Annotated in this window: 22 protein-coding genes; 17 read left to right on the top strand and 5 right to left on the bottom strand. The window is 43.8% G+C overall.

Annotated features, from left to right (window positions below; genetic code table 11):
• Positions 1-16 precede the first annotated feature (16 nt).
• The 4 genes from ctaD to ctaG are packed head-to-tail and all read left to right on the top strand — an operon-like array spanning position 17 to position 3,763.
• A complete protein-coding gene (gene ctaD / locus CVV77_RS04865; RefSeq protein WP_100274753.1) occupies positions 17-1,885 on the top strand; it encodes a cytochrome c oxidase subunit I in 1,869 nt (622 codons plus the stop codon).
• On the top strand, positions 1,885-2,508 hold the full coding sequence (gene ctaE / locus CVV77_RS04860) for a cytochrome c oxidase subunit III (RefSeq protein ID WP_003238746.1): 624 nt from the start codon (positions 1,885-1,887) through the stop codon (positions 2,506-2,508). Before ctaD ends, ctaE begins: the two co-directional genes overlap by 1 nt.
• Before the next feature lie 2 nt (positions 2,509-2,510).
• Positions 2,511-2,843: a cytochrome c oxidase subunit IVB gene (gene ctaF, locus CVV77_RS04855; protein ID WP_003238744.1), complete on the top strand. Its 333-nt coding sequence runs from the start codon at positions 2,511-2,513 to the stop codon at positions 2,841-2,843.
• A gap of 26 nt (positions 2,844-2,869) precedes the next feature.
• Positions 2,870-3,763: a cytochrome c oxidase assembly factor CtaG gene (gene ctaG, locus CVV77_RS04850; protein WP_019258321.1), complete on the top strand. Its 894-nt coding sequence runs from the start codon at positions 2,870-2,872 to the stop codon at positions 3,761-3,763.
• A gap of 31 nt (positions 3,764-3,794) precedes the next feature.
• Here ctaG and CVV77_RS04845 read toward each other — a convergent pair whose 3' ends face one another.
• Complete coding sequence (locus CVV77_RS04845; RefSeq protein ID WP_100274752.1) at positions 3,795-4,157, bottom strand: YugN family protein; 363 nt, start codon at positions 4,155-4,157, stop codon at positions 3,795-3,797.
• A 139-nt stretch (positions 4,158-4,296) separates the two neighbouring features.
• Between CVV77_RS04845 and CVV77_RS04840 the strand changes: the two genes are divergently transcribed.
• The 8 genes from CVV77_RS04840 to coaD all read left to right on the top strand — a co-directional run bounded on the left by CVV77_RS04840 (position 4,297) and on the right by coaD (position 9,006).
• On the top strand, positions 4,297-4,743 hold the full coding sequence (locus tag CVV77_RS04840) for a CBS domain-containing protein (RefSeq protein WP_003238738.1): 447 nt from the start codon (positions 4,297-4,299) through the stop codon (positions 4,741-4,743).
• A gap of 84 nt (positions 4,744-4,827) precedes the next feature.
• Positions 4,828-5,868 (top strand): CAP domain-containing protein, encoded by a 1,041-nt coding sequence (locus CVV77_RS04835; RefSeq protein WP_088110972.1) that lies wholly within the window; start codon positions 4,828-4,830, stop codon positions 5,866-5,868.
• 234 nt (positions 5,869-6,102) lie between these two features.
• Positions 6,103-6,501: a YlbD family protein gene (gene ylbD, locus CVV77_RS04830; RefSeq protein ID WP_003238734.1), complete on the top strand. Its 399-nt coding sequence runs from the start codon at positions 6,103-6,105 to the stop codon at positions 6,499-6,501.
• A 15-nt stretch (positions 6,502-6,516) separates the two neighbouring features.
• A complete protein-coding gene (locus CVV77_RS04825; RefSeq protein ID WP_014113693.1) occupies positions 6,517-6,756 on the top strand; it encodes a YlbE-like family protein in 240 nt (79 codons plus the stop codon).
• Positions 6,757-6,860: 104 nt separating this feature from the next.
• Positions 6,861-7,310, top strand: a complete 450-nt coding sequence (gene ricF, locus CVV77_RS04820) for a regulatory iron-sulfur-containing complex subunit RicF (RefSeq protein ID WP_100274751.1) — start codon at positions 6,861-6,863, stop codon at positions 7,308-7,310.
• Between the two features lie 54 nt (positions 7,311-7,364).
• Positions 7,365-7,637, top strand: a complete 273-nt coding sequence (locus CVV77_RS04815) for a YlbG family protein (protein WP_009967171.1) — start codon at positions 7,365-7,367, stop codon at positions 7,635-7,637.
• A 324-nt stretch (positions 7,638-7,961) separates the two neighbouring features.
• Entirely contained in the window at positions 7,962-8,516 is a 555-nt protein-coding gene (gene rsmD, locus CVV77_RS04810; RefSeq protein ID WP_100274750.1) for a 16S rRNA (guanine(966)-N(2))-methyltransferase RsmD, read from the top strand.
• 4 nt (positions 8,517-8,520) lie between these two features.
• Positions 8,521-9,006: a pantetheine-phosphate adenylyltransferase gene (gene coaD / locus CVV77_RS04805; RefSeq protein WP_003238727.1), complete on the top strand. Its 486-nt coding sequence runs from the start codon at positions 8,521-8,523 to the stop codon at positions 9,004-9,006.
• Positions 9,007-9,016: 10 nt separating this feature from the next.
• Here the strand turns inward: coaD and spoVV are convergent, their stop codons facing one another.
• Positions 9,017-10,243 carry a dipicolinic acid transporter SpoVV gene (gene spoVV / locus CVV77_RS04800; protein WP_019258326.1) on the bottom strand — a complete coding sequence of 409 codons (1,227 nt, stop codon included), beginning with the start codon at positions 10,241-10,243 and terminating at the stop codon, positions 9,017-9,019.
• Positions 10,244-10,423: 180 nt separating this feature from the next.
• Here spoVV and CVV77_RS04795 point away from each other — a divergent pair, with 180 nt between their 5' ends.
• Together CVV77_RS04795 and ddcP are read left to right on the top strand one after the other, a co-directional pair.
• Complete coding sequence (locus CVV77_RS04795) at positions 10,424-11,206, top strand: patatin family protein (RefSeq protein WP_003238724.1); 783 nt, start codon at positions 10,424-10,426, stop codon at positions 11,204-11,206.
• A 1-nt stretch (position 11,207) separates the two neighbouring features.
• Positions 11,208-12,233 carry a protease DdcP gene (ddcP, locus tag CVV77_RS04790; protein WP_003238722.1) on the top strand — a complete coding sequence of 342 codons (1,026 nt, stop codon included), beginning with the start codon at positions 11,208-11,210 and terminating at the stop codon, positions 12,231-12,233.
• A gap of 16 nt (positions 12,234-12,249) precedes the next feature.
• On the opposite strand, the gene CVV77_RS04785 is transcribed toward ddcP, so the two are convergent.
• Both CVV77_RS04785 and CVV77_RS04780 read right to left on the bottom strand, forming a co-directional pair.
• Positions 12,250-13,497 carry a nucleotidyltransferase gene (locus CVV77_RS04785; protein ID WP_100274749.1) on the bottom strand — a complete coding sequence of 416 codons (1,248 nt, stop codon included), beginning with the start codon at positions 13,495-13,497 and terminating at the stop codon, positions 12,250-12,252.
• Positions 13,494-13,679: a hypothetical protein gene (locus CVV77_RS04780; RefSeq protein ID WP_003238719.1), complete on the bottom strand. Its 186-nt coding sequence runs from the start codon at positions 13,677-13,679 to the stop codon at positions 13,494-13,496. Before CVV77_RS04780 ends, CVV77_RS04785 begins: the two co-directional genes overlap by 4 nt.
• A 27-nt stretch (positions 13,680-13,706) precedes the next feature.
• Between CVV77_RS04780 and CVV77_RS04775 the strand changes: the two genes are divergently transcribed.
• From CVV77_RS04775 to gerR, 3 genes are all read left to right on the top strand, one after another.
• The gene (locus CVV77_RS04775) at positions 13,707-14,225 is read left to right on the top strand and encodes a YceD family protein (protein WP_003221388.1); all 519 of its coding nucleotides are present in this window, start codon (positions 13,707-13,709) and stop codon (positions 14,223-14,225) included.
• A gap of 21 nt (positions 14,226-14,246) precedes the next feature.
• Positions 14,247-14,426, top strand: a complete 180-nt coding sequence (gene rpmF / locus CVV77_RS04770) for a 50S ribosomal protein L32 (protein WP_003154457.1) — start codon at positions 14,247-14,249, stop codon at positions 14,424-14,426.
• A gap of 146 nt (positions 14,427-14,572) precedes the next feature.
• Positions 14,573-15,154 (top strand): sporulation-specific transcriptional regulator GerR, encoded by a 582-nt coding sequence (gerR, locus tag CVV77_RS04765; RefSeq protein ID WP_003238716.1) that lies wholly within the window; start codon positions 14,573-14,575, stop codon positions 15,152-15,154.
• Between the two features lie 55 nt (positions 15,155-15,209).
• Here gerR and CVV77_RS04760 read toward each other — a convergent pair whose 3' ends face one another.
• The gene (locus CVV77_RS04760) at positions 15,210-15,692 is read right to left on the bottom strand and encodes an N-acetyltransferase (protein WP_003238714.1); all 483 of its coding nucleotides are present in this window, start codon (positions 15,690-15,692) and stop codon (positions 15,210-15,212) included.
• Positions 15,693-15,751 lie beyond the last annotated feature (59 nt).

Genomic DNA, 15,751 nt, shown 5'->3' with positions numbered 1-15,751 from the left:
TTGGGGGAGGTCACATATGTTGAATGCGCTTACAGAAAAGCGGACGCGCGGATCTATGCTTTGGGATTATTTGACGACGGTGGACCATAAAAAAATCGCGATTCTTTACTTAATCGCCGGGGGATTCTTCTTTCTTGTCGGGGGAATTGAAGCGATGTTTATCAGAATTCAGCTTGCAAAACCTGAAAATGCTTTTCTCAGTGCCCAAGCGTACAATGAAGTAATGACAATGCACGGGACGACAATGATCTTTCTGGCTGCGATGCCGCTTTTATTTGCCTTGATGAATGCGGTCGTGCCTTTGCAGATTGGGGCTCGCGACGTTTCGTTTCCATTTTTAAACTCGCTCGGTTTTTGGCTCTTCTTTTTCGGGGGCATTTTCTTAAATCTAAGCTGGTTTTTGGGCGGAGCACCAGACGCGGGCTGGACGTCATACGCCTCACTTTCGCTTCATTCTGAAGGGCACGGCATAGACTTTTTCGTCCTCGGACTGCAAATATCGGGGCTTGGGACGCTGATAGCCGGGATTAACTTTTTGGCCACGATTATCAACATGAGGGCTCCGGGCATGACATACATGAGGCTACCTTTGTTTACATGGACGACATTTGTGGCTTCGGCATTGATTTTGTTTGCATTTCCGCCGCTTACGGTCGGATTGGCACTGATGATGCTGGATCGGCTGTTCGGCACCAATTTCTTTAATCCGGAGCTTGGCGGGAATACGGTCATTTGGGAGCATTTATTTTGGATCTTTGGCCATCCGGAGGTTTATATCTTAATTTTGCCTGCATTCGGTATTTTTTCAGAGGTCATTCCTGTGTTTGCCAGAAAGCGTTTGTTTGGGTACTCATCAATGGTTTTTGCCATCGTGCTCATTGGCTTTTTGGGCTTTATGGTTTGGGTGCATCACATGTTTACGACAGGTCTCGGCCCGATTGCAAATGCGATTTTTGCGGTTGCCACAATGGCTATCGCGATACCGACCGGGATTAAGATTTTTAACTGGCTTTTGACGATCTGGGGAGGAAATGTAAAGTATACAACTGCTATGCTGTATGCCGTCTCCTTCATTCCGTCCTTCGTACTCGGCGGTGTGACGGGGGTCATGCTGGCAGCGGCAGCTGCTGATTATCAGTTCCATGATACGTATTTTGTGGTGGCGCACTTCCACTACGTCATTATTGGCGGCGTGGTATTCGGCCTTTTAGCCGGTGTTCATTTCTGGTGGCCGAAAATGTTCGGTAAGATTCTGCATGAAACGATGGGGAAAATTTCATTTGTATTGTTTTTTATCGGCTTTCATCTCACGTTTTTCATTCAGCATTTTGTCGGTTTGATGGGGATGCCGCGCCGGGTTTATACGTTTTTGCCAGGCCAGGGTCTTGAAACCGGCAACTTGATCAGTACGATTGGAGCGTTCTTTATGGCGGCAGCTGTTATTCTTCTGCTGGTCAATGTCATTTGGACATCAGTAAAAGGTGAATATGTCGGAGCCGATCCTTGGCAGGACGGACGTACGCTTGAATGGACCGTTTCTTCACCGCCGCCGGAGTATAACTTTAAACAGCTTCCTTTTGTCAGAGGGCTTGATCCGTTTTGGATTGAGAAGCAGGCAGGACACAAATCAATGACACCGGCTGAACCGGTTGATGATATTCATATGCCGAACGGCTCAATCCTGCCGTTCATCATTTCCTTCGGCCTCTTTGTCGCAGCGTTTGGTCTGCTGTACAGAACCGATCACGCTTGGGGGCTGCCGGTGATCTTTATCGGGCTCGGCATCACATTTATTACGATGCTGCTTCGCTCAGTAATTGATGATCACGGCTATCATATTCATAAAGAGGAACTGCCGAACGATGATAAAGGGGTGAAGGCATAATGCAAATTGAAGAAAAATTCACCGCAGAAACCTTTCCAGCTTCTCCCGAAAAAGTAACACTGGAAGGGAAAAATAAATTTTTAGGCTTTTGGCTTTTTCTTGGGGGAGAGACAGTTTTGTTCGCGTCTCTCTTCGCAACGTTTCTTGCACTCCGGAATTCAAACGCCGGTGATCCGCCTACGACGGAAATGTTCGATGTAACACTTGTTTTTATCGCCACAATGCTATTGTTAACGAGCAGTTTAACGAGTGTGTACGCAATGTACCACATGAAGAACTTTTCCTTCGGCAAAATGCAGCTTTGGCTGGGAATTACGATCTTATTGGGGGCTGGCTTTTTAGCATTGGAGATTTATGAGTTTAAGCATTACACCCATGAGTTTGGATTTACCATCACAAGCTCTGCGCTCGGTTCCGCGTTTTACACGCTTGTCGGTACACACGGCGCCCACGTGGCATTTGGGCTTATGTGGATCAGCACGCTGATGATCCGTAATGCCAAGAGGGGGCTGAACCTGTATACGGCGCCTAAGTTTTATGTTGCCAGTCTTTATTGGCACTTTATTGATGTCGTGTGGGTCTTCATCTTTACCGTTGTATATTTAATGGGGATGGTGGGATAAACATGGTCGGTAAAAAAAGCAGAGGGCATATCAACAGCGACCTTGAATTTAAGAAAAAGAAGCATGCTCAGGAGATGAAATATCAGGTTCTGTCTTTTGGCTTAATGATCGGTCTTACGATTGTTGCATTTCTGACTGTGGCAACGGACGGTGTCGGCAGCTGGTTTACGATTCCTTTCATTATTCTGCTTGCTGCAGTTCAAGTCATCTTCCAGCTGTATTATTTCATGCATATGAATCAAAAAGGGCATGAGGCGCCGGCACTGTTTTTGTATTCAGGGGTGTTTGTCGCGTTCATCACTGTGCTTGCGTTTGTCACAATTATATGGTGGTAATTTGAACAGCAGCCGGAGGTGAAGAAATGAATCAGTTAGAGGTATTTGGGTTTCGCGCGATGTGGAGCCCTTATCTTTTTTGTATCCTGTTGGGCATTACGGTGCTTTATCTCTTTTTTTACAGGCGAATGTCTTCAAAGCCTGAACGGATAACAGGTAAAGAGATGGTGTGCTTTCTGTCGGCGATGCTGTTTTTATATGCAGCCGAGGGAAGCCCGGTTGATCTGCTCGGACATATTATGTTCAGCGCGCATATGGTGCAGATGGCTGTGCTGTACTTGGTAGTCCCGCCGTTATTGATCGCGGGAATTCCTGCATGGCTCTGGGAGAAAATCATTTTCAAGCCTGCCATTAAACCGGTTTTTTCATTTTTCTCGACGCCTTTAATTGCTTTGCTTTTATTTAACGGCATTTTTTCTTTATATCATGTTCCGTTTATATTTGATGCTGTCAAAACGGATCCGTTTTACCATACGTTAATGACTTGGCTTATCTTTGTGCTTGCGTTTTTGATGTGGTGGCCGCTTGTTCATAAGGTAGAGCGTCTTCGGCAGCTCAGCGGCTTGATGAAGCTGGGATATATTATGGCGGACGGTATACTGCTCACGCCTGCTTGCGCACTGATCATGTTTAGCGGTGCGCCGTTATACGCCACCTATACAGATCCGTCTGCGTGGGCTGAGGCAATGAAGCTTTGTGTGCCTGCAGATATGATGGGGCAGGTCCCATTAACAGGACCGGAGCTATTCAATACACTGCCTTTGTTAGAGGATCAGCAGCTCGGAGCAGTTATGATGAAAATCATTCAGGAAATTGTGTACGGTACTTTTTTGGCGATTATTTTTTTCCAATGGGTGAAGAAAGAAAGGGAAAAGGACGGGCAAGAGGAGCCGCCGTATATTCAGCAAACGATATCATAAAAGGTACAGCAAAACATGCTGTACCTTTTCATTACATTTGAACTGTTTTTAACAAGTCGGAGATGTCCTGAATCAGTGCCTTGCTTTTTGTCACAACCTGTATGGGAAACTCTTCCGTTTCTCCATATTCTACTCCATGCGGGTAATAATGCTTGCCTAAGAGAGGGGACATTAATTGAATCACGGCGCGGCCGCTTCCAACATCGCCCTCTGCCGCAATGCCTTGTATCCGCAGATAAAACGTACCCTCAATCGTCGAAAACTTCCTGTCATAGGTGACTCTTTCGTAATCCCATTGACCCGCTCTGACGAGGCCTTTGCTTTCCATCAAGTCGTCCAGCCAGCTCAGCTCAGCCTTTACCCCTTCAAGTCCGCTTTCAGTAAACTTCAACACTGACCCCTCCTTATAAAAATTACCTTTCCTGACAATCATAGTATGAAAGCGTTAAACTTTCAATGAATCTTCTTCTTTTGAAAGTATGCAAAAATTAAATTTTGACGACAATAGCACTAGACTAAAGGAGGTTATACGGATGACAAAAATAAAAGATCTGATGACGGCCGACTTGCAATATTGCACGGTATTAGATAATGTATATGAAGCTGCGGTAAAGATGAAAGACGCGAATGTAGGTGCGATTCCAATAGTTGATGAGGATGGAGAAACACTGGTAGGCATCGTAACCGACCGTGATCTCGTGTTAAGAGGAATCGCCATAAAAAAACCAAACTCGCAAAAAATCACTGACGCGATGACCGAAAAACCTGTCAGTGTGGAGGAAGATGCTTCAGTCGATGAGGTTCTTCATTTGATGGCATCCCATCAGCTCAGAAGGATACCTGTTACAAAAAACAAAAAGCTGACTGGAATTGTCACGCTTGGTGATCTTTCTTTATCTGAACAAACCAATGAACGTGCCGGCAGTGCCTTATCGGATATTTCCGAGGGTGATAATAGAGAAGAAGGCTTTTTTCATTAACACATAAATCTTTGACATGTTAAATAGGCTGTATTGTAATGAGACGTAAGGCAAGACATTGTGATTCGCCACGGGGGTGATAGATTGAAAAATATATTGAGAGCACTGGTTATCCTCTTGATTATCTGCGGAACTTACGTTCTGTTTATTCAATATGGATCTGTTCCTGAAAAAAAATCAAATGACAGTGAGCCTCAAGTGTCTAATGAGGAAGCGCAAAGCGGCAAACGAATACATATGCCGACTTCAGGGTTATTGTCCTTTATGGGCAAGTCCGCCGATGATGTAACGAAAAAACTGGGGGAACCTGAACGCATTGACCCTTCAGCTTATGATTACGATTGGTGGGTATACAATCAAGGAAAAGACCAATATATCCAAATCGGGGTATTAAACAATAAAGTGGTCACATTATTTGCGGCTGGGAATGATATTAACGCAAAGCCTTTCAAAATTGGTGAATCGACCGGAGAAGTATTTAAGACGACCCAGGTGGCACCATTTGTGAATGTAGAGTATAAAGGAAATTCCTATCGATTTGAGTTTTCTGAAGAGGACATCAATACAAGACCGACTGTAAAAGTAGGAAAGATGTATGTCCAGCTGTATATGGACAAATTTGAGGGGAAGCTATCCAGCATTAGGGCATTTGATGCGCAAACCTTTGTTAAGCAAAGACCTTATGAGGTTGTATACCGTGGTGAATTGATTGAACCGAAAGCTGTTTCAGATGATAAGTGGAAAAAGATCCAAACGACGAGCGAAAAGCAAATACTTGATTTGACGAATGTCATACGCGTCAAACATGGGCTTGCGAAGCTTGAGTGGGATCAGCCGACGGCGGAAGTGGCTTTTGGACATAGCGAGGATATGAAGGACAATAACTATTTCTCCCATGTCTCTAAAAAATACGGCTCGCTGAAAGACCGCTTAGAAGAAGGGGATGTTGACTTTCAGCAAGCGGGAGAAAATATAGCATACAATTATGTGGACGGTCCGGCCGCTGTAGAAGGCTGGCTGAATAGTGAAGGCCATCGAAAGGCGCTTCTGAATTCAGATTATACGCATCTTGGTGTCGGAGTAGACCGAAAATATTACACCCAAAATTTTATTAAGCGATGGTAATGAAAAGCCGCGGACGAATGGTTCCGCGGCTTTTCCTATTCCGCAAAAGCTGATGGCTCGAGTGCAAGTACTGATGGTAACAGAGGTGGTAGATTCCCATTCCTTCTAAGGCTACGGCTTTTATGTGTATGGAGGCAAGGTTAAAAATTCATGCCTGAATGAATATAGGCGAACACAATGCCTCACAAAACGATACATTGTAGTAGGTATCGATTTTCGGAGGGGGTGAGGATTGTGGCGAATCAACATGGCAATCATTCAATCAATGACTTTAAACAATTCGTCAAAAAGCATCCCAAGCTGATAAAAGAAGTGCGTAAAGAACAAAGAAGCTGGCAGGACGTATATGAAAATTGGGTTCTCTTTGGGGAGAGCGACCCGATTTGGGATCCATATCGGGAACCGGAAGAAGCTGCGGAAGATGTGCCTGAAACACCGCAAAAAAATGATTTTGTCTCTAAGATGGTGACAGCGGTGAAAAAGATGGATGTCAATCAAATGAACGAACAAATCAATAAAATGAGCCAGTCGATCTCATCGTTGCAAAGTCTTCTTCATACATTTTCCGGAAACGGCCAGAAGCAATCTCAGCCAGGCTCTGGACAGCATCCTTTTTCTTTTCGAAAGGATTAAAAAAGGGGAGCTCATATGCGCAAAGAGGTTCAGGAATTTATTTTAGCAAACGAAGAACGGAAACGATTCATCAGAGAACAGCCGATATGGTACCGCAGGCTTTCGAGAAAACCGGATGATCTGTCCTCCTTTCAGCTTGAGATGATGAACTTTTATGAAAAAACCATACCGCACCGGGTGAACCAATTTACAAACGGAATTCAAATGGCGCAAATGATGATGCAAATGTTTCAAGCGATGCGGACAAAAGATTAAAAGGCCCGAAAGAGGGTCTTTTTCGTGAGATTGTTTTTGGGCTGTGGTTAAGCATTTTCCAATTGGCTGGTTTCATGGTAAACTAACAACTGGAGGTGCATGTTATGTATGCGACGATGGAATCCGTGCGGCTTCAAAGTGAAGCTCAGCAGCTTGCCGAGATGATTCTGCATTCGGAGACGGCTGAGAACTACCGCAATTGTTACAAGCGTCTCCAGGAAGATGAAGAGGCAGGGCGGATTATTCGTTCTTTTATCAAAATAAAAGAGCAGTATGAGGATGTACAGCGTTTTGGTAAATATCATCCTGACTATAGAGAAATATCCCGGAAAATGAGGGAGATCAAGCGGGAGCTGGACCTGAACGATAAGGTGGCTGACTTCAAGAGAGCTGAAAATGAGCTCCAGTCTATTCTTGACGAGGTTAGCGTCGAGATTGGGACTGCTGTTTCAGAGCATGTTAAAGTTCCGACTGGGAACCCTTATTTTGACGGTTTGTCTTCATGCGGAGGCGGCTGCGGTTCAGGCGGAAGCTGCGGATGCAAAGTATCCTGACGAGACTGGCCGTCTCGTCTTTTACATAAAAGAAAAATCAGGCAGGTGATTGTATTGGAGAATAGGCGCCAGGGCATGGTTGTGTATCTGCATTCCCTTAAGCAAAGCAAAATGCTGAGGAAGTTCGGAAATGTGCACTATGTATCAAAACGCTTAAAATATGTCGTACTGTATTGCGATATGGACCAAATTGAAAAAACAATGGACAAGATCGCATCGTACTCGTTTGTGAAAAAAGTAGAGCCTTCTTATAAACCGTTTTTAAAATTGGAATTCGAGTCAAAGCTTGATAAAGCAAAAGAATACGATTATAAAATCGGAATATAGCTGTATAAAAAAATCCCCGCAGGCTTCTGCGGGGTCCTTCTATTCCTTAACATGTTAAGGAGAAGGCAAAGGGAGAGGAGAAACCGGAGGAAGAACTTATGGGGAAACGTAAGTCTTCTCCGCGGTTGGCAACAACATCCTCTAGATGCTGTTGCTTATAGTATGGACAAGGATCATTCTGCCTATACACCTGTTTATCAAGATTAGCGTTCATTGTTTGAAAGAATGCTTTATGTTAAGATAGGGATGATTTTTTTCTATGTACATAGCGGCGTCCGGCCGAACAAAGAAACAAAATAGCTTTTAGAAAAAGTGGTGTGGAACATGAGAGTAATTTCTGGATCAAAAAAAGGCCGTTCATTAAAGGCTGTGCCGGGAACATCAACAAGACCGACAACCGATAAAGTGAAGGAATCCATTTTCAATATGATCGGCCCTTATTTTGATGGGGGCAGGGGACTTGACTTATTCGCGGGGAGTGGAGGCCTAGGAATCGAAGCGCTTTCACGCGGATTTGAGCATTGTATATTTGTTGACCGTGATTTTAAAGCAATTCAAACGGTAAAATCAAATTTGAAAACGCTGGAGCTTACAAAACATGCACAGGTATACCGCAATGATGCGGAACGGGCTTTGCATGCTGCTGCCAAAAGAGAAACATGCTTTCGCGGAATTTTTCTTGATCCGCCGTATAAGGAACAAAAGCTGAAAGCACTCTTAACGATGATTGACGAATATCAAATGCTGGAAGAAGACGGCTTTATCGTTGCTGAGCATGACAGAGAGGTCGAGCTTCCCGAAACCGTAGGAGATCTTGTGATGACTAGAAAAGAAACCTATGGGCTTACAGGGGTGGCGATTTATAAAAAGAGGGGGTAGTGATGTGGCGAGTATAGCTGTCTGTCCCGGCAGTTTTGATCCGGTGACCTACGGGCATTTGGACATCATCAGACGCGGGGCGCATATTTTTGAACAAGTGTATGTATGTGTGCTGAATAATTCTTCAAAAAAGCCCTTGTTCAGTGTGGAAGAACGGTGTGAGCTTCTGAGAGAAGTGACAAAAGACATTCCAAACATAACAGTTGAAACGTCGCAAGGGCTGTTGATCGATTATGCAAAAAGAAAAAATGCGAAAGCGATTTTAAGAGGCTTGAGAGCGGTATCTGATTTTGAATACGAGATGCAGGGGACATCCGTAAACCGTGTGCTGGATGAATCCATTGAGACGTTTTTTATGATGACAAACAATCAATATTCGTTTTTAAGTTCAAGCATCGTAAAAGAAGTGGCAAGATACAATGGCTCGGTATCAGAGTTTGTGCCGCCGGAAGTAGAGCTGGCGCTTCAGCAAAAATTCAGACAAGGATGAGGGTTTTGACTCATCCTTTTTTTGTTCCGTTTGTCAGTCTGTAAGAAAAAATGATAATGTACGTAAACAGCGCGCATAATGTGACAGCAGGTCCAATCTGCACAAGCAGATTCCATCCGTTTATAAATGCAGTTGGCATTTCGCCGCTATTAAGAGGTTTGAATACATGCTGATACGGATCATGCCATGCTATGTAAAGAGGTTTCCATAAAAGCATGACGAACACGGCCGCATAAACGCCCTGCAGCAAACGTGCGATAAAGAATGGTTTAAATCTGATATCGGTTTCCGATAAAATACCTGCCACCTGAGCTTGAACGGAAAAGCCGCTAAACCCGAGAATAAAGCTGACGATAATGGCTTTTTGCAGAAGAGAAACATCTGTCTCGCTGACAAGCTTGCTTCCTAACGTGATTTCAAACATCCCTGATAAAAGGGGAATGTCCAATTGAGCCGGAAGCTGAAACAAGGTCAGCGCGCCTTTTGTGAAAACAGACAGAATATCAGTCAGCTGAACGACAGACAACAGCCGGTTAAAGACAGAAAATAAAATGATAAAGCCGCCTACCATAAGAAGCGTTTGAACTGAAGACGTCACAGCGTCGCCTAAAATTTTGCCCAGAGGCCGTTTTTCCGCAAGTCTGGCGGTATGAAGAGCGTGTAAAGCATCTTTGATCGAAGGAAAAGGTATCGTTTTCCTCCTTCTGAGATGCTGCTCTTCCTTGCGTCCGTAGGAACGCATCGTTAAACCGACAGCCAGATTCCCCAAATAGTGTGCAGAAGCCAATAAAATGCCCAATGACGCGTTTTGAAAGAAACCGACGGCAACAGCGCCGAAAATAAAGAGCGGGTTTGAAGAATTGGTAAACGACGCAAGCCGTTCTGCTTCTACTCTTGAAATCTGTTTTTCCTGCCGCAGACGGGCAGTGAGCTTTGCTCCCGCTGGGTTTCCTGATGCCATTCCCATAGCAAGTACGAAGCCGCCGACACCCGGCACACGAAAGATCGGCCGCATAAAAGGCTCAAGCAAAACACCGACAAACCGCACAATGCCAAAGCCGATTAAGAGTTCAGACAGAATAAAAAATGGCAGCAATGACGGAAACACAACTTCCCACCACATAGAAAGCCCGGTTTTAGAGGCTTCGAATGAAGCCTGCGGATGTGAGATGACAGTCGCTGTTAAAAAAAGAAAAAACGAAGCAATCAAAAGTGTATTAATCTTCGACAAGTTCATTCTTACCTCCCCGATGCTAAAAATGCCCAATGACATGTATATCATGATAAAATAATGTATGACACGAAACGGCCAAGCAGTACCTGTCCTCTTGATTCTTTGTACTAATATACGAGCATAGGGGTTCAGTTTAGACCATAGAATTCGGTATACAGGGAATTCAGGCAGGAGGTTAACGCGTTGGCCAAACCTAAAATCGGGTTAGCGTTAGGATCGGGAGGGGCCAGAGGGCTCGCTCATCTCGGTGTGCTTTCCAGTTTACATAAGCACCAAATTGAAGTGGATATGATTGCGGGGAGCAGCATGGGCGCTTTGGTGGGCAGTTTCTATGCCGCCGGCCATGACGTGGCAACGATGAAAAAAGTCGCCAAAGCCTTTAAACGGCGGTTTTATGCTGATTATACAGTGCCCAGACTCGGTTTTTTAAAAGGTGACCGCGTCAGGCAGCTTGTGCATGCTTATACATTCGGAAAACCGATCGAAGAGCTTCAAATCCCGCTGGGCATTGTTGCATGTGATTTACAGACGGGAGAAAAGATTGTGTTCCGCAAAGGATCAGTGTCAGATGCGGTGCGGGCCAGCATAAGCATACCGGGTATCTTTATTCCGCAGAAGCTGGACGGACGGCTTCTTGTAGATGGCGCTGTCGTAGACCGAATTCCGGTTTCTGTTGTAAAAGACATGGGAGCTGATATCATCATCGCCTCTGATGTCTCCAGGGTTCGAAAAACCGAAACGGCGTCGCATATTTTTGATGTAATTATGCAAAGTATGGATATACTGCAAAATGAATTGGTGCGACATCAAACGATCGCCGCGGATATCATGATTCGCCCTTCTCTTGAAACATACAGCTCCAGCTCGTTTGCCAATATTGAAGCAATGATATCGGCAGGCGAGGAGGCGACAAACCGAATGATCAGCCAGATAAAAAAAGAAATAGAGAATTGGGAGGGCTTATAATTTGCTACGTAAAAAACATTTTAGCTGGATGCTTGTCATCCTCATCTTGATTGCCGTTTTATCATTTATAAAACTTCCATTTTATATTACAAAACCGGGAGAAGCGACAGAGCTTGCTTCACTGATAAAAGTGGAGGGAGGCTACCCGGAAAAAGGGAGTCTGTCCTTAATGACTGTCAAAGTGGGACCGGCTAATCCATTTACATATGTGTGGGCAAAGATGCACCCTTATTATGAGATTGTTCCTGATGAAAGCATCAAGGAAGAAGGCGAATCAGATAAGGAGTATATGAAAAGGCAGATCCAAATGATGGAAAGCTCGCAAGAAAACGCCGTCATAGCCGCCTATCAAAAGGCAGGAAAAAAAGTCAGCTATTCCTTTAACGGCATATACGCAAGCTCAGTTGTAGAAAACATGCCTGCAAAAGGGAAAATAGAAGTCGGTGATAAAATCATCAGCGCAGACGGCAAAAACTATCAGTCTGCTGAAAAGCTGATTGATTATATCAGCAGCAAAAAAGCGGGAGATAAAGTCACGTTAAAAATCGAAAGAGAAGAAAAAGAAAAGAGTGTCACCCTTTCGTTAAAACAATTTCCTGATGAGCCGGAACGGGCAGGAATCGGAGTATCGCTCTATACGGACAGAAACGTGAAAGTGGAGCCTGATATTGATTTTGAAATCGAAAATATCGGCGGACCGTCAGCAGGGTTAATGATGTCTCTTGAAATCTATAATCAGCTGACAAAAACAGACGAAACAAAAGGCTACGATATTGCGGGAACTGGTACAATTGATGTTGACGGAAAAGTAGGCCCGATTGGCGGCATTGATCAAAAAGTCGTCGCTGCAGACAAAGCCGGAAAAGACATTTTCTTCGCGCCAAATCAAAACGGTGCCAGCAATTCTGATTATAAAAACGCAGTAAAAACAGCAAAAGATATCGATTCAGACATGAAGATTGTGCCTGTTGATACGATGCAGGATGCGATTGATTATTTGAATAAGCTGAAAGCAAAAAGCACCTGATACTCAGGTGCTTTTTCTATAAGTTTAAAAAACGTTGTTCATCTTCGTCATATCGGATCGGTGCATGTCCGTATTCTTGCAGGTCAAACTCAGTTCTCAGCGGCTCTTCTATCGGCAGGCTGTAGATTCTGCTCGCTTTAATGTCCAGATCTAGAGCGGGATGGGAGAAAGAAGACAGTTTGCTGACAAGCGGAACGGACAGCGCTTTTTTCTTTTTCGATAAATAAGCCTGTCCTTTTTTCGTCATGCCGAGAAGCCTGATATAAGGCACTTCTTTGTCGTCAAGCAGCTTGTGTATATCCTGTTTTTTCGTTCTGGTTAAAATGTGCGTGTTCATCCGCTGAAGTCTTGTCCACGTATAACGTTTTGTTTTCAGCATCTCCATAAATTCCTGATAGGAGCTGGCTTTTCTGATCGAACGAAGAATTCTGTGCTCTAAACCTTCCTCCACCTCGTATATTTGCTGTAATTCCTGTGCTGTTACAGTTGAAAGGCTGTATTTTAAGTAAGAAAAATAGCTTTCAGGTGTATGCCACAGTCCGAAAGATTTACGGTAATCTGCCAATTCACATGCAGATGCAGCAGGAAGAAAACGAAGGCAGGTTTCAAGATTCTGTTCAATCATCGCTTTTCTGATGCTTGTGGCGCTTGCGATATGGTGTTCGCCTTCTGGAAGGTCGGCATCATGATAGTCCGAGGAAATTCGAGCTGTGGTATAAGGTTTCATCGGATATCCGCCGGAAAGAATGGAAGTCACATAATGGTATCCCAGAATGTTGTTTGGTTTTGACAAATCAAGTGTATTTTCGGTATGTAAAATGGAGCTGAAGGCGATAGCTGCCGCTGCTGGGTAACTGGCACCTTTTTTAATTTCTTCTTTAATACGCTGATCAAATGTATGTTTATGCTCATCAATAAGCTTTGCAGTTTTTAAAAACGGCTCAATATCACCATTTTCGCTTCCGAAAAACTGCGCCTCGCATCCGAGTTTGTTCAGGCTGGATACACTGCCGCGTGCAAAAATCTCCGCTTTTTGCACCGCATACAGATAAGGCAGCTCAATCACAAGATCGACGCCGCTTTGCAGCGCCATTTTTGTTCGTGCCCATTTGGACACAACAGCTGGTTCTCCGCGCTGTAAAAAATGCCCGCTCATTACCGCGACAGCCGCGTCGCATCCGGTTTGCCGCTTTGCTGTTTGGGCATGATAAAGGTGACCGTTATGAAAGGGATTATATTCAACCACCAATCCGACAGCTTTCATATTTTTTCCGCCTTTCTTGCTATGTTTAAAAACGTATGGTACATTTGCAAATGAAAACTCTTATGTCTTATTTTTGTTTTAAGTGTATGCATAGCACATTCCGCTGTCAACGATACTTGAATGGCAGCATTATGCTGTAAAGAAAAAATATTGACAAAAACAATCTTAAAAGCTATAATCATGTTTGTTGCTTTCCTGAGGTGATACAAATGAAATGGACGATTTATCAGCTGCATCAAATGCCAAAACAAAGTTTTGAGTTTGATGAAACAGTTGAGTTAAATGAGCTGACAAAACTGAATTCTGACATTCGCCGCATTTCTCCCGTCCGGGTGAAGGGCAGAGCGGATATCAAATCCAAACAGGTTTCGTTTGATTTTACAATTTCAGGCGAAATGATTTTGCCATGCTCAAGAACACTCGTTGATGTTCCGTATCCATTTGAAATTTCAACAAAAGAACTGTTTATATTTCATCAGACGGATGATATAGAAGATGATGACGTTCACATTGTTGAGGACGATACTATCGACTTAACTCCGATCGTGAAAGAAGAAATTCTTTTAGAAATCCCTATGCAAATCTTTTGTGAATCTGAACAAGAAAAAGGGGCTGCTCCTCAAGAAGGAAAGGACTGGCAAGTCATTTCGGAGGAAGACAAGAAGAATCAAGTTGATCCGAGACTTGCAGCCCTCGAAAAGCTCTTAAAACAAGATGATGAATCTTAACTCTTTAAGGAGGTGGGAATAATGGCTGTACCTTTTAGAAGAACTTCTAAAATGAAGAAAAGATTGCGCCGTACACATTTCAAACTTAATGTACCTGGTATGACAGAATGTCCGTCATGCGGAGAGATGAAATTGTCTCACCGTGTATGCAAAGCATGCGGATCATACAACGGCAAAGACATAAATGTAAAAAGTAACTAAGTAAGAAAAGCGCAGGGTGAAAGCCCTGCGCTTTTTCTTTTTCTCTTCCTGTCAGCTTGCGGAAAAATTGTGAGTGCAAATAGTCTATCTAATCTATTACTGGCATATGTATGAGATAAATAAGCTGACATGGAGGGAGATTAAATTTGACCATTACAAGACAAGATGCTTGGACTCAGGATGAGGATTTGCTGCTGGCGGAAGTGGTGCTTCGTCATATTCGAGAGGGAGGAACACAGCTTTCCGCCTTTGAGGAGGTTGGAAGGGCGCTGACCAGAACTGCGGCAGCCTGTGGGTTCAGGTGGAACTCGTATGTGAGAAAACAATACCAGTCAGGCATAGAGCTTGCGAAAAAGCAGAGGAAAGAATTGAGAAAGCAAATCGGCGTTCATTCAGTCAATATGCCGAATTCCGTGAAGCAGACTGCCGCGGCAGCGCCAGAAGGAAAACGAGATTTGTCCATTCAGGATGTGATTCAATTTCTTGAACAATTCAAAGAAACGCCGTCTTCGCAAGAATTTCAGCTTGAAAGGGAAAAATTGAAGGAGCAAATCCAATCGCTGCAAAAAGAGCTTGAGGATTTACGGAGTGAAAATCAAACACTGAGGAACCAGCTAGAGATGACAGAAGAGGATTACAAGGCGCTGATCGATATCATGGATCGGGCCAGAAAAATGGTTGTTTCAAAGGAAGACGGAAGAATGAAAAAAGCAGCTCAAGAAACGTAATGAACGTCTGAAATGAACCGGCCCTATATTTAGAAGAGGCCGGTTGTTTTTATTTCTATGCAGACTCTCCCGGTGTCATTTCGTGATCCATGTCAGGATGCCAGATGAGCGGGTTTTCCCCTTTGTCCCGCGCCATATCATACTTAACAGTTTCAAAGTTCATTTTATTCCAAAATTCCGCTGATTTCATTCGTGGATTTGTCCGGATCGGCATTTTGAATGATTTAGCGAATTCAACCAATGCTGTCCCGTAACCCCTGTTCTGGTAGCCCGGAAGAACCTCAAGCTTCCACAGCTCCAAATAATCCTGGCGATTGTCGAAATAAGGATTCGATTTGCCGTTAACTTGATATAGACTCATTCGCGCTACAAGTTTATCCCCAAAATAAATCCCGTAAAAAGGCGAAGTACTGTCATTTTCAATAATATTATCCTGAAGATCTTCAAGCATTGAAAGCTCCTGGATACCGTATTCTTTGAATTTCTTGAATTCATCAAGCGTTTTATAGTTGATAAGCAGACGTTCTACCTTTACCAAACAAATCTCCCCCTTTGTTGTTTCTACATATATTGTAAACGCTTTATTTAAAAAATCCA

This window comes from Bacillus sp. SN1 (genome assembly GCF_002796895.1).
GTDB lineage: Bacteria > Bacillota > Bacilli > Bacillales > Bacillaceae > Bacillus > Bacillus inaquosorum.
This window is presented reverse-complemented; position numbering and strand designations above follow the sequence as displayed.